The organism is Desulfosporosinus acididurans (assembly GCF_001029285.1).
GTDB classification, from domain to species: Bacteria; Bacillota; Desulfitobacteriia; order Desulfitobacteriales; family Desulfitobacteriaceae; genus Desulfosporosinus; species Desulfosporosinus acididurans.
Window position 1 is genome coordinate 148,260 of record NZ_LDZY01000002.1, and the last position, 18,834, is coordinate 167,093.

21 protein-coding genes and 1 pseudogene are annotated in these 18,834 nt (G+C 40.6%); 18 read left to right on the forward strand and 4 right to left on the reverse strand.

Annotated elements, in window-relative coordinates; translation table 11 throughout:
* Nucleotides 1–214: 214 nt before the first annotated feature.
* The 6 genes from DEAC_RS02750 to DEAC_RS02770 all read left to right on the forward strand — a co-directional run bounded on the left by DEAC_RS02750 (nt 215) and on the right by DEAC_RS02770 (nt 6,097).
* Nucleotides 215–907, forward strand: a complete 693-nt coding sequence (locus tag DEAC_RS02750) for a DNA alkylation repair protein (RefSeq protein WP_047808515.1) — start codon at nt 215–217, stop codon at nt 905–907.
* A gap of 20 nt (nt 908–927) precedes the next feature.
* Nucleotides 928–1,566 carry a nitroreductase family protein gene (locus tag DEAC_RS02755; protein WP_047808516.1) on the forward strand — a complete coding sequence of 213 codons (639 nt, stop codon included), beginning with the start codon at nt 928–930 and terminating at the stop codon, nt 1,564–1,566.
* Between the two features lie 12 nt (nt 1,567–1,578).
* Complete coding sequence (locus tag DEAC_RS23455) at nt 1,579–1,737, forward strand: hypothetical protein (RefSeq protein ID WP_161796408.1); 159 nt, start codon at nt 1,579–1,581, stop codon at nt 1,735–1,737.
* Between the two features lie 52 nt (nt 1,738–1,789).
* Nucleotides 1,790–2,263, forward strand: coding sequence for a hypothetical protein (locus tag DEAC_RS02760; protein ID WP_047808517.1), 474 nt, complete (start codon nt 1,790–1,792; stop codon nt 2,261–2,263).
* A gap of 404 nt (nt 2,264–2,667) precedes the next feature.
* Nucleotides 2,668–5,118: a DsrE/DsrF/DrsH-like family protein gene (locus tag DEAC_RS02765; RefSeq protein ID WP_047808518.1), complete on the forward strand. Its 2,451-nt coding sequence runs from the start codon at nt 2,668–2,670 to the stop codon at nt 5,116–5,118.
* Nucleotides 5,119–5,515: 397 nt separating this feature from the next.
* On the forward strand, nt 5,516–6,097 hold the full coding sequence (locus DEAC_RS02770) for a Uma2 family endonuclease (protein ID WP_047808519.1): 582 nt from the start codon (nt 5,516–5,518) through the stop codon (nt 6,095–6,097).
* Between the two features lie 4 nt (nt 6,098–6,101).
* Here the strand turns inward: DEAC_RS02770 and DEAC_RS02775 are convergent, their stop codons facing one another.
* A complete protein-coding gene (locus DEAC_RS02775) occupies nt 6,102–6,821 on the reverse strand; it encodes a DUF169 domain-containing protein (protein ID WP_047808520.1) in 720 nt (239 codons plus the stop codon).
* A gap of 149 nt (nt 6,822–6,970) precedes the next feature.
* Nucleotides 6,971–7,396 (reverse strand): MarR family winged helix-turn-helix transcriptional regulator, encoded by a 426-nt coding sequence (locus DEAC_RS02780; RefSeq protein ID WP_047808521.1) that lies wholly within the window; start codon nt 7,394–7,396, stop codon nt 6,971–6,973.
* Between the two features lie 309 nt (nt 7,397–7,705).
* Here DEAC_RS02780 and DEAC_RS02785 point away from each other — a divergent pair, with 309 nt between their 5' ends.
* From DEAC_RS02785 to DEAC_RS02800, 4 genes are all read left to right on the forward strand, one after another.
* Nucleotides 7,706–8,104 (forward strand): rhodanese-like domain-containing protein, encoded by a 399-nt coding sequence (locus tag DEAC_RS02785; RefSeq protein ID WP_047808522.1) that lies wholly within the window; start codon nt 7,706–7,708, stop codon nt 8,102–8,104.
* A 346-nt stretch (nt 8,105–8,450) separates the two neighbouring features.
* The gene (locus tag DEAC_RS02790) at nt 8,451–8,708 is read left to right on the forward strand and encodes a phosphopantetheine-binding protein (RefSeq protein ID WP_047808523.1); all 258 of its coding nucleotides are present in this window, start codon (nt 8,451–8,453) and stop codon (nt 8,706–8,708) included.
* Nucleotides 8,709–8,854: 146 nt separating this feature from the next.
* Nucleotides 8,855–9,670, forward strand: a complete 816-nt coding sequence (locus DEAC_RS02795; protein ID WP_047808524.1) for a nitroreductase family protein — start codon at nt 8,855–8,857, stop codon at nt 9,668–9,670.
* A gap of 16 nt (nt 9,671–9,686) precedes the next feature.
* Nucleotides 9,687–10,190 carry a PaaI family thioesterase gene (locus tag DEAC_RS02800; RefSeq protein ID WP_047808525.1) on the forward strand — a complete coding sequence of 168 codons (504 nt, stop codon included), beginning with the start codon at nt 9,687–9,689 and terminating at the stop codon, nt 10,188–10,190.
* A gap of 89 nt (nt 10,191–10,279) precedes the next feature.
* Here DEAC_RS02800 and DEAC_RS02805 read toward each other — a convergent pair whose 3' ends face one another.
* A complete protein-coding gene (locus DEAC_RS02805) occupies nt 10,280–10,672 on the reverse strand; it encodes a pyridoxamine 5'-phosphate oxidase family protein (protein ID WP_047808526.1) in 393 nt (130 codons plus the stop codon).
* A 111-nt stretch (nt 10,673–10,783) separates the two neighbouring features.
* Here DEAC_RS02805 and DEAC_RS02810 point away from each other — a divergent pair, with 111 nt between their 5' ends.
* The 6 genes and pseudogenes from DEAC_RS02810 to DEAC_RS02830 all read left to right on the forward strand — a co-directional run bounded on the left by DEAC_RS02810 (nt 10,784) and on the right by DEAC_RS02830 (nt 14,286).
* Nucleotides 10,784–11,131, forward strand: coding sequence for a winged helix-turn-helix transcriptional regulator (locus DEAC_RS02810; RefSeq protein ID WP_047808527.1), 348 nt, complete (start codon nt 10,784–10,786; stop codon nt 11,129–11,131).
* A gap of 257 nt (nt 11,132–11,388) precedes the next feature.
* Nucleotides 11,389–11,694 (forward strand): annotated as a pseudogene (locus DEAC_RS24670) (hypothetical protein); the annotation flags it as partial.
* A gap of 274 nt (nt 11,695–11,968) precedes the next feature.
* Nucleotides 11,969–12,226, forward strand: a complete 258-nt coding sequence (locus DEAC_RS02815; protein ID WP_047808528.1) for a type II toxin-antitoxin system HicA family toxin — start codon at nt 11,969–11,971, stop codon at nt 12,224–12,226.
* A 2-nt stretch (nt 12,227–12,228) separates the two neighbouring features.
* Entirely contained in the window at nt 12,229–12,567 is a 339-nt protein-coding gene (locus DEAC_RS02820; protein ID WP_047808529.1) for a type II toxin-antitoxin system HicB family antitoxin, read from the forward strand.
* Between the two features lie 216 nt (nt 12,568–12,783).
* Nucleotides 12,784–12,984 carry a 3'-5' exonuclease family protein gene (locus DEAC_RS24100; protein ID WP_242847061.1) on the forward strand — a complete coding sequence of 67 codons (201 nt, stop codon included), beginning with the start codon at nt 12,784–12,786 and terminating at the stop codon, nt 12,982–12,984.
* A gap of 204 nt (nt 12,985–13,188) precedes the next feature.
* The gene (locus DEAC_RS02830; protein ID WP_047808530.1) at nt 13,189–14,286 is read left to right on the forward strand and encodes a plasmid pRiA4b ORF-3 family protein; all 1,098 of its coding nucleotides are present in this window, start codon (nt 13,189–13,191) and stop codon (nt 14,284–14,286) included.
* Nucleotides 14,287–14,352: 66 nt separating this feature from the next.
* Here DEAC_RS02830 and DEAC_RS02835 read toward each other — a convergent pair whose 3' ends face one another.
* Entirely contained in the window at nt 14,353–15,429 is a 1,077-nt protein-coding gene (locus DEAC_RS02835; protein WP_047808531.1) for a GTP pyrophosphokinase, read from the reverse strand.
* A gap of 640 nt (nt 15,430–16,069) precedes the next feature.
* On the opposite strand from DEAC_RS02835, the gene DEAC_RS02840 reads away from it, so the two are divergent.
* Nucleotides 16,070–18,010: an endonuclease MutS2 gene (locus tag DEAC_RS02840; RefSeq protein WP_047808532.1), complete on the forward strand. Its 1,941-nt coding sequence runs from the start codon at nt 16,070–16,072 to the stop codon at nt 18,008–18,010.
* 347 nt (nt 18,011–18,357) lie between these two features.
* Complete coding sequence (locus tag DEAC_RS02845; protein WP_047808533.1) at nt 18,358–18,819, forward strand: DUF2975 domain-containing protein; 462 nt, start codon at nt 18,358–18,360, stop codon at nt 18,817–18,819.
* Nucleotides 18,820–18,834: the final 15 nt, after the last annotated feature.

Genomic DNA, 18,834 nt, shown 5'->3' on the forward strand with positions numbered 1-18,834 from the left:
CTCAAATTATTACCGAACATTAGTTCCAAATCCGTTCTTGTTGTGGTAAAATAACGAATGGAAAATCACTCCACTTGGAGAAACAGGAGCTTTACGATTAGATGAACTAGCGAATAGCCCTTGGCTTGTTTCTAAGCAATTATTCGGTTAATGTGATCAGGCTGATTAGTTAGTTACGGTTATTATAACATTCGTTGATGAAGGGTAGAATGATATGAGCAATGTTGAAGAAGAGATCCGACATCGGCTATTCGAGCTGCAGGATCTGAAATACAAAGAGTTTGCGAGCAAACTTATGCCGACAGTGAACCCGGAAACCGTGATCGGCGTGCGTACGCCGGACCTGCGGAAGCTCGCCAGGGAATTTTCCAAAAGGCCGGAAGCCTTGGAGTTTCTTAAAATCCTGCCGCACGCGTATTATGAGGAAAATAACCTGCACGGCTTCCTGATCGAAACGATCAAGGATTATAATGCCGTTGTTGCCGCCGTCGACGAGTTTCTGCCGTACATAGACAACTGGGCAACCTGTGACTTGATTTCACCAAAGATATTTAAAAAGCATTTGCCCGAACTCTTCGAAAAAATCAAAGTCTGGCTATTATCCGACCGGACCTATACGGTACGCTTCGGGATTGGAATGCTGATGAGCTTTTATCTCGATGACGCTTTCCGGCAAGAGATGCTTGAGCTTGTGGCTGGTGTCCGGTCGGACGAATACTATGTCAATATGATGATCGCCTGGTATTTCGCAACGGCATTGGCCAAGCAGTATGAAGCGTCTTTGTCGTATATTCAGGAACAGCGTTTGGAGAAGTGGACGCACAATAAAGCTATCCAGAAGGCGATTGAGAGCTACCGGATCAGCGATGAAACAAAGACGTACCTGCGGACACTGAAAGTAAAATAAGGCCCAAGGAGGAATAGTAAATGCCTAGCAATCAAAATTTGGATGAAGTCTTGAAATCCCGCCGTTCAATTCGTAGGTTTACTACTGAAACACCTGCTAAAGAGGATATCGAAGCAATTATTCAAGCAGGTATCTTAGCACCTTTTGCCGCCTTAGCTAACACCGGAAAGGATGGACGCAAAATTATTGTAATTTCTCGTAATAATCAGCTCCTTACTCAACTAGCGAACATTGTTAGAAAGAAGGCTGCTGTCCTTGCCGAACAATTCAAGTCACAGATGGATACCAATCCATTTCTGCAAACTCAAGGTCAAGGATTTCTGAAACGTTTAGAAATGACCGCACAACAAGGCCCCTTAGGTATAGGCAGCGCACCATATTATATAGTTGTTGCTGAAAAGAAAGGTATTCCGGATGTACAGCATCAATCCATATCCTACTGTATGGAAAATATGTGGTTAAAGGCTGCATCGCTCGGACTTGGCTTCCATCTGGTATCAATAACGAGCCAAATGGAGCAGGACAGCGAGTTTTGCGGCTTGTTAAACCTCCCTAAGGGTGAGTATGGATTGGATGGCTGTGCAATTGGATATCCTGCTCAAAATCCACCTCAGCCAACAATTGCTTCAGTTGAAGAAGTGACGACTTGGTTTATTTGAAATAAATTAATTATGAAGAAAGAAATGCTGACTGCTAACCGCAGTCTTTTTTTACGGGCCGATGCAAAATACCATCCCTCTAGAAAGCAGGGGGCAGAATATCGGGGAAAAAGTGAACTCGTTCAGCTAAAGCTGAACATCGGGGCTTCAAATGTTAATTTAATGTATTAAAGATTGCCATCATTCCAATACTAATTTTAAAAGAATAGTGATGGTGGTTAATATGCCAAAGTATCTTATTTATCCTTTGTATGCAGCAGTATTTGCAGTGATTTTATTAGTTTGTGTGCCAAGAAAGGATATCCAGCGCTTATCGATTTACGGAATTATCTTTGGCGGTGTTTTTGAAGTTATACTCCATATGCTTGGAAAATTAGCCGGATTATATGGATGGTATGACCACGGCCCACTTGGATATAAGGGTATTCAAATTTTTTCGCCTGTGTCGTGGGGGATTTTTTTTATTTTATATTTTTACTTTTTGCCAAAATATAAACCTTTGAACTACATTTATATGGTGGTTGCCATAATGTTTAGCATTATATACACAAACCTTGTGATAAGTTTGGGTGTCTTTTATTGTTATGATAGATTCTTCGTTCCTTTGATTGCTTTTACAATTTGGTTTTCAGCAGCTACATGGGGTTATTATAGGCTGAATAATTTCATTGACAAGAAAGAGAAAAGCAATAGCTAAGTAATGAATAGCAATCAGGGGTATTCAAAGCAGTTAAGTCAAAAATATAATTTCGGGGAGAGATACTGCACATAGACTCATTATGCGCAAAGAACGCCTTAAGCCTAGGGTGTTCTTTGTTTTGCAGGGCTGTTTGAGAGCTTAACGAAGCGAATAATATTTCAAAGCGTCGGGATAAAGGATAATGGAAATTAACAATACAACTACCTCACTTAATGAGGTGGTTTTCGGTAAATACTTTGTTATTTATTTCCCATTGACACCCTATACCCCCGGGGGATATAATATAAACAATTCAAGTTCATTTTTTCACAGGTAGAGCCTGAATAGAATTGGCGACAGCTGTTTGCATTCAATTGAGCAAACTAAAATTATGTAACTAACTTATACGGAGGAATATTATTATGTCAAAAAAGGTACTCATAGTTGGTGGAGTAGCCGGAGGGGCCTCAGCTGCTGCGCGTTTAAGAAGACTTGATGAAAAGGCTCAGATCATCCTGTTTGAAAGAGATGACTATATCTCTTTCGCCAATTGCGGTCTTCCCTATTATATCGGTGAAACCATTAAGGAAAGAGAGAAGCTCCTCGTCCAAACTCCTGAGGCTATGAAAGCAAGATTTAACATTGATGTGAGGATCAATAGTGAAGTCATTGGTATCGATACGGAAAAGAAACTGGTTACCGTCAGAAGTAAGGGGCAAGGGATTTACGAAGAATCTTATGACGATCTTGTCCTTTCACCGGGAGCCAAGGCTCTCCGGCCGAATATTCCGGGGATAGAAAGCGCTAAGATATTTACCTTAAGAAACATTCCGGACACAGACAGAATTAAGGCCTATGTTGATCACAAGGGCATAAATAGTGCCATAGTTATCGGCGGAGGTTTCGTCGGGGTTGAAATGGCTGAGAACTTGGTCGAGAGAGGCTTGAAGGTTACTTTAGTTGAAGCCGCTCCCCATATTTTGGCACCGTTTGATTCAGACATGGTGGTTATGGCTGAAAAGGAATTAGTCGAAAATGGCGTGGGTCTTATCTTGGCAGACGGCGTTAAAGCCTTTAAAGAAATTGGAAGCCAAATCGAAGTAACGTTGAGCAGCACAAAAATGGTTTCTGCCGATCTCGTCATTCTAGCCATCGGAGTAGCACCAGATACTGCTTTTCTAAAAGACTCGGGCTTAAAGTTAGGACCTAAAGGTCATATCGTCGTTGATGAAAGAATGCAAACCAATGTCAAAGGAGTTTACGCAGTAGGAGATGCTATAGAGGTTGTCGACTTTATTACGGGAGAAAAGACGGCTGTTCCATTGGCTGGGCCGGCAAATAAGCAAGGAAGAATTGCTGCCGATAATATTGCGGGTTTGAATTCGATTTACAAAGGCACTCAGGGAACCTCGATCCTTAAAGTTTTCAGTTTAACGGCGGCCAGCACAGGAGCCAATGAGCGCACTCTGCAAAAAGCAAATCTGCCTTATCGGGTCGTCTACGTTCATCCTGTGGCTCACGCATCTTATTACCCGGCTGCTTTACAGCTGACTCTGAAACTAATTTTTAATGATCAAGGCCAAGTATTGGGAGCGCAGGGAATCGGTTACGATGGCGTTGATAAACGGATCGATGTTATTGCTGCCGTCATTCGCTTAAAAGGCACGGTAGACGATTTAGCAGAATTGGAATTAGCCTATGCTCCGCCCTTCTCATCGGCCAAAGACCCTGTCAATATGGCGGGATTTGCAGCTCAAAACGTTCTGTCCGGAAGAACTCATGTGGTAGCCTGGAAGGATGTAGAGCTGCCTGACCTTACAGATTCAATCCTTCTCGATGTGCGAACGGAAGAGGAATTCAGTAATGGGCACATCCCCGGTTCTCTTAACATTCCTCTGGATAGTCTAAGAGACAGAATGGGTGAGCTCGATAAGAACAAGCAGATCATCGGGTACTGTCAGGTAGGTTTAAGGGGCTATGTTGCCGACAGGATCTTGAGCCAAAATGGCTATAAGGTATTAAATATTACCGGTGGCTATAAAACTGTCTCCCTGCAAGAATCTCAGCCTCAAAACCTAGACTCTGAGAGTCGGCAGCCCGCTCCGGGAGCCGGCGAGGCGAATAAACCTCAGGGGTATTTTGATAAAAGTATTGATGCCTGCGGGTTGTGCTGCCCCGGACCATTGATGCAGGTAAAAGCCGCTATGGACACGTTACAGCAGGGCCAGGTACTCAAAATTCTGGCATCTGATCCGGGTTTTTATGAGGATATTAAAGCTTGGACGAAAAGAACTAATAATCAGTTGATCGATGTGGGCAAAGCTGGGGGTGTCATTTCAGCCTTCATCAAAAAGGGCACGCAAAAGGACCCGCTTAAGCAAGAACCGGCAGAGGCAACCTTAAAGGACAATAAGACCATGGTCGTTTTTAGCGGAGATTTGGATAAGGCCATAGCATCCTTTATAATTGCCAATGGGGCTGCGGCTATGGGGAAAAAAGTAACGATGTTTTTCACATTTTGGGGTCTAAATATCCTGCGCAAACATGAAAAAGTCAACATTCAGAAAGGTTTCATGGATAGGATGTTTAGTATGATGATGCCGAGAGGAAGCAAACGCCTTAAGCTATCGAAGATGAATATGCTGGGTTTGGGCGGAAAGATGATCAGAAAAGTTATGAAGGATAAAAACGTTTCTTCCCTCGAAGACCTCATCAAGGCCGCAATGTGCAATGGGGTAGAGATAGTAGCCTGTCAAATGTCAATGGATGTCATGGGAATCAACCAAGAGGAATTACTCGATGGCATTAAAGTTGGCGGAGTCGGTTATTATTTAGGTGAAGCAGAGGATTCCAACGTAAATTTGTTTATCTAACGATGACTTCGTTATCGGTCATGAGTGAAGGATAATTGGCTTTAGTAATAGGAACCAATAGAACTGGATAAGTACAGCCCCTAATGCCGAACGGCATTAGGGGCTGTTTCATCAGATAATCCTACCAATACCAAGGGCGGCAATAACAAGGATAACAACATCTGTAGCCAAAGATTCTATTACCCCAGCACCAAGGATACATGCCCGCCATCTCCTTTCATCTGAGATGACAGAAGATAAGATTTCCTAGAATAATTTACGTAATCTGTCCGAGCTTTGTGACAAAAATTGATGCTTAATTTGCTTTTTGAGGCTCTACCTATGATGTGTTATAATATGGTAATAATTCATGGCGATTTAGATAATTGAATAGTTGATATTACGGGGGTGAGTTTTAATGTCAATAATTCAGCATAGTAGTGATAAAAAATATACCTATGCAGATTATCTTACCTGGAACGATGGAGAAAGATGGGAAATAATTAATGGCGTGCCTTATATGCAATCTGCTCCTACATGGCAGCATCAAGCCATATCCAGTGAACTAATGTTGCAATTTGGTGAATACTTACGGAATAAGCCTTGTAGAGTTTTTTCTTCTCCTTTCGATTTAAGGATACCTGAATTAAATGAAGAAGACGAAGAAACAACGTTTGTATGTCAGCCTGATCTTCTCGTCATTTGTGATGATGCCGGTTTAAAAGGTACCGGGTATTATGGTACTCCGACCCTGATTATTGAAATATCATCTCCTTCAACGGCAAGGATAGATAAGCTTTTGAAGTTCAATAAATTTGAAAAGGCCGGGGTTAAAGAATATTGGATCATTGAACCGGATGGTAAGTTCGTGAGCGTGTTTACCTTACAGAACAATAAGCGTTATGGACGGCCGGATGTTTATTCAGATGAAGAAAAAATAAACTTAAGCGCCTTACCCGATTTAATAATTGATCTTAATCCGGTTTTCGCTGGTCTGTAAGATACTATTCAATTCGTGACGCTATGCCAAGCCATGTTTCTTTGGTTAAAAAACCCTCTTCCACCTGCTCTTCTAACTCTAAAAATCGTCTATAGGGAATACTGAATGAAAGGATATCCTTGTCTACATATTTTCTTGCTGAGGGGTCGGTTAGCCCTATAACACACTTTGGTTCTTTCTCCTCAGCTTGTGCCAGAGGATATAGTACAGACTGATGACAACCAGCACCAAATTCTATTTTAACATTGTCTTGGGTTGGTTTATCGTAATTGGCGAACTGTACCAGAGCGGACAGTTGGTCGGCATTTACTAGGAAGATTATGATTTCTGGCGTTTCGTCCTGAGCTAATTCGGCCAAAGGCTTAAAAATAAGATAAGTTTTTGCCTCAACATCCGGTAATTCAGCGGCAAATTTTGCGGCCAGTTCAGGACTTTTTTTGTAGAATTCTCCTTCTCTGCCGCCTACACCGCCCGTTGAGAGGAAATATTCAATAAAACCTAATTGAAACCGTTGAAAACCTAAGCCGACTTTGCCGCCACTACATGTCGTAGTCTTGTTATCAAATGCAGCAACACGACCTTTGGCTGCGGCATTTAACATAGAAATCGCGCAACCCCATTTCCCTTCCTTAAACTGCAATGCTCCCTCTGGCTTAGAGTCCGAACGAAATACGGCAACAGGTTGATACTTAAGTTTAATAGCAGCGGCGATCTTACTTTTCATAGTGACCCTCCTTATTCTTAATCCGTCAGGTTATAGAGCTCAGGTTATTCCTTGCTAAGATAAACCACTACCGATTGATAGTGCTTAAGACTATAACCAAAGCCAATTATCGTTATAGTTGTCATAACAACTATAATGATAAAAAATAGCTAATTAAGATTATCATAGATTTGATTTAATACTTTTATCAATTCTGCTGCTTTCTGTTTTTCTATTCCTATAGTAGCTTCCTCTAGTAATTGCATAGCTTTAGGAACTAACTCATCTCTTAATGCCCAGCCACTTTTTGTCAAGAAGATCTGATAAGCTCTTTTATCGACTGGATGAGGCTTTCGGACAATCAAATCTTTCATTTGTAATTTTTCAAGAATGCGATTAGTATTTGGTTTATCTTTAAAGATGATATCTGCCAACTCTTTAGGGGTCAGGCCTTCTTGGACCCATAAACAGTTAAGTACAGACCATTGTTCTGGCGTAACATTATAGTCATTAAAGCGTTGAAATAACTTATTTTTAAGTTTTGTATTCGTCTTATTTAGAATAAATCCCAATGAATCCTCTAATTTAAATTCCATCGACTATCACCTCAGTTGTTATGACAACTATATTATATACGCGTCGTAATTTTCAGTCAATACTTAAGCCAGCTTCTCGTTTTTAGCAGGATTTAGATAAGGCCATAGCATCGTTTATAATTTCCAATGGGGCTACAGACATGGGGAAAAGGTCAACATTCAGAAGGGTTTCATGGATAAGATGTTTAGCATGATGATGATGAGATTATTTTGATTGACAAAATTGATGTTTTGACCTACAATGCCGATATACCCCATAAGGGTATATCGGCATCTTTATTACTATCTTAAAGGGGAAGGGGATAGAGTATGAATCCGACAATAACTATATCAATTATAGTTGGAGTAATAATAATCTGGCTGTACGGCAAGTACTCAGACAAAGAAGTAAATAAATTACGGATTGATCCCTCGGAAGCAAAAAAGAGGCTGGATACTGAAAAGGATATCATTCTTCTAGATGTTAGGACCGAACGAGAATATGTCGAGAACCACATTCCACGAAGCACTTTGATCCCTTTGAACGTGCTGGCCAGAGAAGCCGGCCAAAAGCTACCAAACAAGCAAGCTGTTATTTTTGTTTATTGTAGGAGTGGAAATCGAAGTAAAGCTGCTGTAAAGATGTTATTAAAGCTTGGGTACTCTAATGTTTACAATTTGGGCGGTATAATACGCTGGCCGTATAGGACTGTATCCGGTAAGAAGTAAAACGTATTTAGGCGCCAATCAGATTTGGAGACTGACTGGCGTCTTTCTCAGAGTTTTTAACGCAATCATTCAAAGGAGAGGGCCTGAACCCGGTGAATAGGCGGAGATAAGATTCATCTTTTCGTTGGAGGATTATGCTATAATACTTGTAACACCTTGTCGAAGGACGGTTAGTATTAAGCGGCCTTGCTGCTAAGATTAAGAAGTTTACCCAGGCGGGATAAAATAATAATTACACATTCATTGTGAAATTGTACCATAATTGATTTGGTTTTAAGAGGCGAATTAGAATTCGAATCAGCCAACACTATGTTACATAATCGCTGAGGAAAGGTGTGTGACTAAAATGGAAGACAGAGTACTGTTCACTTTAAATCATATTTTACAAAAGAAGAAGAGAAAGATAACCCTGGAGAGCCGTTTATGGGAAGACTTATTTGTGGATTCGGTAGATATGTCGATGATTATTGGGGATCTGGAGGATGAATTCGAGATAACCATTACTGATGACGAGTTTGCAGATGTGGTTACCGTCAATGATATTGTAGAAAAACTTAAAGCTAGAGGTTTATCCGATTACCAATCGATTATGAATTCGATCTGATTTCATACCCTTCGTTCCCAGCTTCTGGATTTGAAACGCAATCCATCTGGCTTATTCCTCCGCTGGAAATTCTAAACGAATGGTCATTTTTGTGCATAAAGACTATGCAAAAAGACTAGAAAAAGTGGAAAGTTGGAGTGATGAACATGGATCTAATTCAAGTTAACCAAGAGAAATGTATCGGCTGTGGACTCTGTGCAGAAGTCTGCCCTTCTGGATGTATCATAATGGAGAATCAAGTGCCACAGGCCACAGATCGGAATTGTATTGCCTGTGGACACTGCGTGGCTGTATGTCCCGTGGCGGCAATGGACAATGTGAAGGCACCACTTGCCAAACAGTTGCCGCTTGAAAATGTGCCTGTCCTTGACGCCGACACGGCGGCTCGCTTTCTCCGTTCCCGACGATCTATTCGCCGCTACAAACAAAGTCCTGTACCACGGGAAAAAATAGTGCAGCTCCTTGATATCGCGCGCTTGGCACCTACCGGAGGCAATACTCAAGGTGTTGCTTATCTCGTTATTGATAACGCTGAAACGCTGCGCAAAATAACGGCTGCTACAGTTGATTGGATGGAAGAGCAGGTAAAAAGTGGTTCTGCATGGGCACAGTATTATACTGGAGTAGTGGACACCTATCGCCAAACCGGTCAAGATGTTATTTTACGAAACGCTCCGTGTCTGATCGTGGCTATAACTTCAAAGAACTTTCAACCCCGCGGACGTGATAATACACATTTTTCACTTGCGTATGCTGAACTCTATGCACCTGCTATTGAATTGGGAACATGTTGGGCGGGATTCTTTGAAGGGTGCGCCTCTGCCAAGTATAAACCATTATTGGATATTTTGAAGCTGCCGGAAAACAGGGTCGTCACCGGTGGATTGTTAGTAGGCTTTCCAAAGTATACTTATAAACGATTGGTGGACAGAAATCCATTGCAAGTATCGTGGTGGGACTAAAGGTGGAGGAAAAACAATGAACCAGAAAGTCGTTAAAAAACAACAAAATTGTAAGAAATGCTTAGTCTGCGGCTTAAAGAATGACCTCGGATTAAAAGCTTCTTTTTACGAAACCGACATGAATGAATTGATTGCCATCTTTAAACCCCTCGACGAACATCAAAGTTATCCAGGAAGATTACATGGCGGAATTGCCGGAGCAATCTTGGATGAAACGATTGGCAGAGCTATCATGATCCAGGATGAAACGATTTGGGGAGTTACTGTTGAATTGAATTTAAAATATAAAAAGCCTATTCCCCTGGATCAAGAGTTAAGGGTCGTGGGCAGAATTACTAAGGATTCTAAACGATTGTTTGAAGGGACAGGGGAAATACTATTGCCTAATGGGGAGATTGCAGCTGCAGCTTGGGGCAAGTACATGAAAATGCCAATTGAGAAAATAGCAGACTTTAACGAAGATGAACAGGAATGGCAAGTTGTATCGTCAGATAGTGAACCCAGCGAAATAGAGATCTAATGAAAGGTCATCAGAAAACAATGCGACAATAAGCCACCGTTCACAGAAAAACGGTGGCTTATTGAAGTTTCAGGCTCTTCAATTAACAGTTAAAATTTAATAACTTTGGGTTCGCCTGCAAAGGAAGCAATCGTAGCTACGGCATCTTGCAAATACAGTACCAGCGTGTTGTCATCAGTTGCAGAATACCGGGATTGAAGTGAAGGATAGCTGTCAAGCATACTTTGCTTTGCTTCAACACGTTCATCCGCTACAGCAACGGCTTGGATACGAATCCATTCCTGGCCATTAAAAGCGCAAATTTCAATTTTGGGATTGGCCATGATTTGCTTGGCAACGTCCTTTACCTTACCCGTCTGAATATAGAGCTTTCCTTCAAAAATGTTGGCGGTCCCGAAGGGACGGACTCGTGGCTGATCTCCATCCAGGGTTGCTAAGTAATATGTCTGGCACTTTTTCAAAAAATCCAAAACCTCTTGCATAAGTTATCCCCTTTCAAATTTATACAATAAATTTATAATAAAAGTCTTGAAATTGCAAGTACGACTGTTTATGATATATAGTATTCATAAAGATACTATTGGGAGGAGATTATGGAAACAGAGAACGATTTATTTGGGAAATGCCCTTATACAACAGCACAGAAGGTTCTTTCGGGTAAATGGTCAATGCTTATCCTTTACCATCTCGGTCAAAGAACCATGCGCTTTGGAGAATTGCAGCGGCAGTTGCCTGATTTAACCCAGTCAACGCTGACGAAACAGTTACGCACTTTGGAAGAGAATGGATTGATCGAAAGAAAGATATATCCGCAAGTTCCACCAAAGGTCGAATACTCTTTAAGTGATATAGGCATAAAGTTTAAAAAAGTGTTAGCTGAATTGGCAATTTGGGGCAACGAATATATCAAAACCTTGAAGGACAAGAATTTACAAATTTAAGACCTCCAGCTTATACTTATACAGATCCGGTAGTGTAACTGCAAGATGAACAACATCTGAACAGACACTGGGTAAGAGAAAATTTACAACTAGAGATAGGTTCAACAGTCTAAACTCTGCTGAACCTATTTCTGGTTTATGAGAGCCATTAGATTGTATTATCTGTTATTTCAAACTGAATATATCAATGATAAGCATCTGTTTACGAGATGCTTTTTTGCTGATATTTAACTAATGCTTGTATTTGTGAAGCATACTTGGACTTTGTGGCCCAAGCCCACCAGAAGTATTCCTTTGAAGATCGTTTTAAAGCTTTGTTATCAAGGATACCTCAGGACGTTTACAGCAAAAAAGTGACGGTTGTGTGACTGGCGGCTCAAGCCGGTCTGCTCAAGGGCTATCAGGTGTATACCGAGAGGGAACGATTGCTGGCTTCAGCACTAGGAAGATTATCATTTGTAAATTCCAGACGCTGGATTGTTTTTATGCAGAAGATTCTACCGCTGATTCTTTTAAATAGAGGCTCTTTATTGCATTCTTTAACTACGGTGGAACGGACAATGACGTGAAGAGGTTAAATAGGTATAGCTCTAAGACCTGATCGTTAATGTACAGAGGATCATGACTGTAAACTTTAAACTTAAGATAGATGCGCTGTATTTCCCGGCGCTTAGTTTGTTTTGCTATGATCGGGTCGGGTACTCATCTCGAGGAGGTTCACCGCAAGATGCTAACGGAAGGCGCAGCTCACTAAGTTAATAACGCCAAGGAATATGCAACTAATATCTAGTTGCATATTTTGATCTTTGATAATATAGTTAAGGTAAGAGGTGCACAATGAGTAAAAGAGATAAACTTATAGAGAGATTGTTTAATAGACCTATCGACTTTGAATATGATGAAGCAAGAAGTCTGTTAGCAAAATTTGGTTACAAAGAAGATAACAGGGGGTGTACTTCGGGGTCGAGGGTTGCTTTCGTCCACTGGGAAACAGGACATATTATAAGACTTCATAGACCGCATCCAGGTAATATATTGAAGAAATATCAAATTGAGCAGTTAATTGAAGAGTTGAAAAGTCAGGGAGTGGTTTGATTATGAAAGACGTGATGATATACAAAGACTATATTGGTTCAGTGCATTACAGCACAGAAGACGAGATTTTCTATGGCAAGATTGAAGGTATAAATGATTCAATCAGTTATGAAGGCAGTAGTGTCAGTGAACTAAAGTCAGCATTTGAAGAAGCGGTTGAGGATTATCTTGAACTATGCAATTTGAACGGTAAAGAACCTGAAAAGACGTATAAAGGCAGCTTTAACGTAAGAATAACCCCTGAGCTTCATAAACAGGCAGCACAAAGGGCCTTGATAGAGGGCAAATCATTGAATCAGTATGTTGAAGAGGCGATAAAGCACTATTCAGCAAAAGAATAAGAATGAAGAAGAACTTATAATTCGGGCTAACCGCTTGGTTAGATAATCTGCTGGGCTGGCGTGCAGGCAACACGTCAGCCCTTTTGTTTTGCCTGCTTTTCTTAGGTTATCTTTAAGTCGTTAATTATGCATTTTGTAAGAAATAGCAATAGCTGCAGCAGGGTTTAGTAGAAAAAAGCAGAAATTATGTAGGAGAAGAAATAGGAGGAGAGTCCAATGAGAGCCGTGTGCATAGATTTTGAAACTGCGAATGGATTTATTGGCAGTGCCTGCTCGGTTGGAATTGCAGTTTTAGAAGAAGGCCAGATTGTCGATACTAACTATTGGCTTATAAAACCTCATCCCCGGTATAATTATTTTGACCCCTTGAATGTCTCAATCCATGGAATTAAAGCGCAAGATGTAAAGATGCCATAGCCTGTGGCAATGTCCTATTATCAGCCTTATCTGCCAGGGGAGTGACCACAATAAAAGAGCTCGCGGCTCTTGTGGGAATGAGGCTTGGTAAATTGTACACAGGAAGGATATAAACCGTGCAGCATAGCGAAGCGCACATCTAGAAAGGCGTAGAATCTCGTCTCATAGATATAGGATTAAGTTTTTGGACTTAGGAGGGAAAAAATGCAAATATGCTGTACAAAAAAACTAAGTGACGAGATGGGGATAGTACCTGGGAAGGGAACTGAAGAAAACGATTTATTTTGTTGGAGTGTGCATTTAATCACGGTGAAGCGCAGAAAGACACTTGTCGCAGTCAATGACAGCAATCGCTATGGATTTGTTCTGCATGGTTTGAAAGCAAACGATTTCAAACACATCAAGGAGTTACTTATTCAAGGAATCGGAAATTGTTTGAGAGACGAGAAAATAAAGAGCGAAATCATTGAAAGGTATTTGGAAGCAGCTGAAGAGTTAGTTTTCTCTAAGACCAGAGGTGCTAAATATGTTGCTCGTCTCAATAAAGCCTGTGAACAGGTAAACATATTCGATGATCGCTTAGAAACAAAGGAACTTTATCAGACCAATGTTGCCAAAAGGATGAATAATGATCTCATGAAAATCCCCCAGGAATCTGATTATACCTACCCCCATGCTCTTTTATACAGGGATTTCAAGCTTTTTGCCGGGGAAGAAATCGTTAAGTGTGAGGCAGTCGATATAATGGTCAAGCTGAATTTAGATAGGCGCACAGTTTGGAGACGAGTCATTACTCCTATAGATATTACGTTCAAACAGTTTCATAGCATATTACAAGCAGTTTTCGGTTGGAAAAGTTATCATCTGTATGATTTTAATATCTTTGATGAGACAAGTAAGTGCATTTTAAAGGTGATTAGTGAATTTGAGGAAGTTTTTGAGCCAAGGCCGGACTGTCCAATGCGTTTAGATTCAGAGGTCTACTTCTCGGAATATGCCAAGCAGCCTTATAAAATAACTTATTGCTATGACTACGGCGACAACTGGGAGCATGAAATTACCATTCGAGGTATAAATACTGAGTATAATAAAACCTATCCGGTTTGCTTAATGGGGGAAGGTAACGCACCACCGGAAGATGTAGGGGGCATTTCGGGATATGTGGAATTTTTAAAAATCATGGCAGATCCGAACCATATTGACTATGAAACGATGCAGAATTGGGCTAAGAGCCAAGGGTTTAGAAATTTTGATATGGAATTAATCAATAGAAGATTAGAAACTATCTTGCGTGTAGTGTAACGAAAGATAGAGAATAACGGAGATCATTGGCAGTCTCGACAGCCAATTTCCGACTGTGAACGTTCTTTAAGATTTTGTGGAATAGGCTGTCAGGATTTGTTGGATGAGCTCCTGCCGGCTTTCAGGGATTTCAATTTTGAAATGCTCAAGATAATCAGATACTTGTTTAGGAGAACCTCTTCGACCAACGATTGCATAAGCTAAGTAGAATAAAGAGGTACCCCAATTGACTTTCTCGCCCTGTTTGTTCTTGAGTCCATTGCGAGGGAAATTTAAGAGATCATCACCAATGTCTTTAACGATTTCATCGAGTTCCCCAATGGTCTTCACTCCCAGGTAACTAAAGACTGTCGTGAGATAGCCAAAAAAACGATCCTTTAATTCCAGATCAGCGTTGACGATATGACTAATCTTCTGGTCGAGGCTGCGGATGTGTTGGGATTTCTGAACATAAGATTTTAGTGATGCCTGATTGATAAGTACCATAGTGGGGGTATTCTCGATTTGAGCTTCAACTTCAGCTTCGTAATTTGCGAGGTTGGAACGAATTTTGATAAACTCTTCGTCCGCCAACTCCAGTAATCCAGCTAGTCGCGAGAAGCTTCTCCGGATTTCTCGGGGAACGGCGTGTTCATTTTTATAGCCCAGGTCATGTTCAATTTCAGCCCATGTATGTTGAAGGATGGATCGAATTTGAATTTCCACTTTACAATCAATAAAGCGTTGGTACTCAATAAGCTGAAGTCTAAAGGAGGAAAGTTTGACGACATAATGAAGGGATAGATAGCCAAATTTCTCAGGGTCAATCAACTCTCGCTTGTCCACGGAATTTGACCGATCTACTTCAAATTCCTCCTCCACGAAACTTGCGATAAGGTCCACTTGGTCAGCAAAATAGGTAATAATCCTGATTCCGGCCAAATCGGTGATGTCTTCTAGTTTTGAGTATTTATCATCTTCCCGATTTACTTTTCTCTTTAAGCTTTCTCTGCTTTTTACCCGGGAAGTGATTGAGTGAACGTTGATGCCCTTAAGCTGAAGTATTCCTTTTAACAAGTTTTCAGTGACATTTGTAAAATCGGAATATACTGGATAAACTTGATCAAATTTAGCGATGATGTCGGCTGAATTTTGATTGGTCATCTTATATTTCCCTTCGGCTTCTTAATCTTATTTTGGTTATTATGGTATCACATTTATTTTGCTATATAAACGTCACGTCATCACTCTGAATGTACATCATCTCCCAGTTTATTATTGCAACCCATTCGCCATTGACCATATTATGGTATAATTGACATTTGCCATAGAAATGTAATAAACTAGATTATACCTAAAAACGAGAGGATGGTTTTTTTGTTAAATGTGTCTGTAATGGTGATTTTCAACTAAACAGTTGAGAGAGGTTACTTTATAAACGTGGGTGTTAAGCCTGCATTTTTAAGTGTGCCTTTCTGAAAGCGCAACGTTTGCGCTTTTGGATAACGCCTTACAGATTACTTCCTACAATAACCATTTGAGTTATAACAGTGTCAACCTTTGATGACAGGGTCAACAAAGCTGACATTGAAACTATGGCGAAGATATCGTTATAGTATGTAGAGTGTAACAGACATGTCCTGTTGCACTCTATTTATTTTCTCAATATCGTTGTTATGTGATTTTATACGTTGGTTAAAATCATTGCCCACAGGAGTAGTTTGTGCATTTTAAGGATCTTAAGATCCTTAAAATAAGGCACCTCTCTTGTGGGCAATTTCATTGTTATGAGGAGGATTTATTGATGAACGTCAACAATACACTGGAATTTAATAGTATACTTGAAACTTTGGCGGAATACGCACTTTCTCAAAGGGCAAAAGAAAAATTGCTTTCCCTAAAGCCATTTTTAAGCGAGCGGGAGTGCAAATCTAAAATGCAGGAAACAACCGAGGCGCGGAAGATGTTAGAGGGTATTGGCACGCCGCCGCTTGCAGCAATGAAAGAACTCGATAAAATTCTGGATTTAACGGTGAAAGGCTCTATGCTGACCCCTGAACAGTTTACAGGTATCTGTGATTTTATTTCATCATGCAAAAGAATGAAGAAATATCTTAAAAAGGCTGAAGCGTTCAAGACGGAGATCGCCTTTTATGGTCAGTCTTTAAGTTCGCTCGACGTGCTTTTTGAGGAGATTGAGCGCTGCATCAGAAATGAAGCGGTTGACGATAACGCTTCTCCTGCCCTTCGGGATATACGCAGAAAAATAGAGAACACAAAAGCTGCCGTTAATCTCAAGCTTGACGCTATCCTTCACAGTAAAAAGGAATGGTTCACCGATGGATATGTCACCATCCGTAACGGACGGTTTGTCTTGCCGGTTAAAAAGGGCTATAAAAATCAGTTGAGCGGCACAGTCGTTGATACTTCAAGTTCAGGCGGCACGTATTTTATTGAACCTACAGCAGTTAGAAAACTTCAGGAAGAACTGGCCATTTTAAGAATTGATGAAGAGAATGAGATTCGAAAAATATTATATACCCTTACTGTCCTCGTTGATGAGCATATGAATGAGTTAAAAATCAACAAGGACTGCATGGAAACATTGGACTTCATATTTGCCAAGGCCAAGCTGTCTGTGAAAATGAAAGCAATTCCCGTCTCCATGACAACAGAACGAAAAATTGTCATAAAACAGGGAAAGCACCCACTATTGAGGCAAGCTCAATGCGTCCCTCTTGATTTTGAACTAGGAGGGGATGTTCGCGATGAAGTAATTAACGGTGTTGTGATTACCGGACCAAATACAGGCGGTAAGACCGTGGCCTTAAAAACAATTGGTTTACTATCATTGATGGCTCAAAGCGGACTTCATGTTCCTGTGTCCCAGGGCAGCATCTTTTGCATGCATAATAGTATTTTCTGCGATATTGGTGATGGGCAAAGTATTTCCGAAAATCTATCCACTTTTTCATCCCATATTAAAAACATCGTTGCCATTCTTAAAGGTATATCCAGCGAAAGTCTTGTTTTGCTGGATGAGTTAGGTTCAGGTACAGATCCTGCTGAGGGAATGGGACTAGCCATTGCAATTTTAGCTGAATTAATTCAGAGGGGCTGTCTTTTTGTTGCGACTACCCATTACCCGGAAATAAAGGATTTTGCCAAGAATACTAAAGGACTTATGAATGCACGCATGGAGTTTGATCGTGAAAACTTACAGCCTTTATACAGGCTGCAAATTGGTGAGGCTGGAGAAAGCTGTGCCTTATTTATCGCCCAAAGATTAGGATTCCCAGGGCATATGCTAAAGCGAGCCCAAAGGGAAGCATATCGAAGCAGATCTTCGGAGTTAAGCGACAGAAATACTATTCTGTTTGACGAAGATAAGACTAAGATGGATGCTGATACCGTTTCCTACAGTAAAATTCAAAAAGAAGTTCCAAAAGAAAAATCGCCCTCACGGAGCGAAAGCTTTAATATAGGCGACTGTGTGACGGTTTACCCTCAAAAGCTGCTTGGCATTATTTACAAGAAGGCTAATGAAAAGGGCGAACTGGGAGTACAGATGAAAGATAAGAAGCAGCTTATCAATCACAAGCGAATTAAGCTTTTCATTCCTGCAAGTGAACTTTACCCTGAGGATTATGATTTTTCGATTATTTTTGATACGGTGGAAAACCGAAAGGCCAGACACCAATTAGAAAAAGGGCACGATGTAGTGATTGAATATGACGAGGATTAAAGGAAATTAACGAAGTGCAGTGAAGCAATCATTGCCGAATACAAGTCCCTTCTTAAATGGCCGGATCACAGGGTGATCCGGTTCTTTTGCCCTCATCGGAAAGTTGCATTTAGTTTTCAAAAAGGGCTTTTCGGCTACAAAAACTGCTTTTCGGTTTACAAAATGGCATCTCGCCTTTCAATTATGTTCGCAGCTTGTCTTTGGATCGATTTTTATTGAAAAACAATAAAAATTTAGCGATATTTAATAAAAATTTATTGATAAATACGCAAATCCCATTTATACTCTTATGGTAAGGGAACGTTATAAGACAGCAGAAGATGTTATAAAGGAGGATTTAGTGGATCATGGTTATTTTGGACAAAAACGGCTTGTCGGGCTTTACGAAACGGATTCTGGATTTTATTTTCCTGGGAGGGCTTGGAATCTTTGTTACTCTTCCCTATGCCCTGAGATGGTATATGAATGCAATCTACCGCACGAGCACAGAAAATTATTATTTTTTGCTTGGCTTCCTATACATAACGGGACTGGTATGCCTTGGGTTGGTTAACGAGATGAGAAAGATATTTAAAACCCTCAATAGAAGAAACCCTTTTATGATGGACAATGTAAAAAGTCTGAACCGAGTTGGAGGGTCTTGTTTTATCATTGCTGCGGCTTATCTCATTAAGATTTTTTTCTATAATTCAGTCCTAACTGCGATTATTACAATGGTGTTTATTATTGCGGGACTGTTTGCCGTAGTTCTGGCAGAAGTATTTAGACAAGCAATTGCAGTTAAGGAAGAAAATGATCTGACAGTATAATGAAAGGATGCTTGA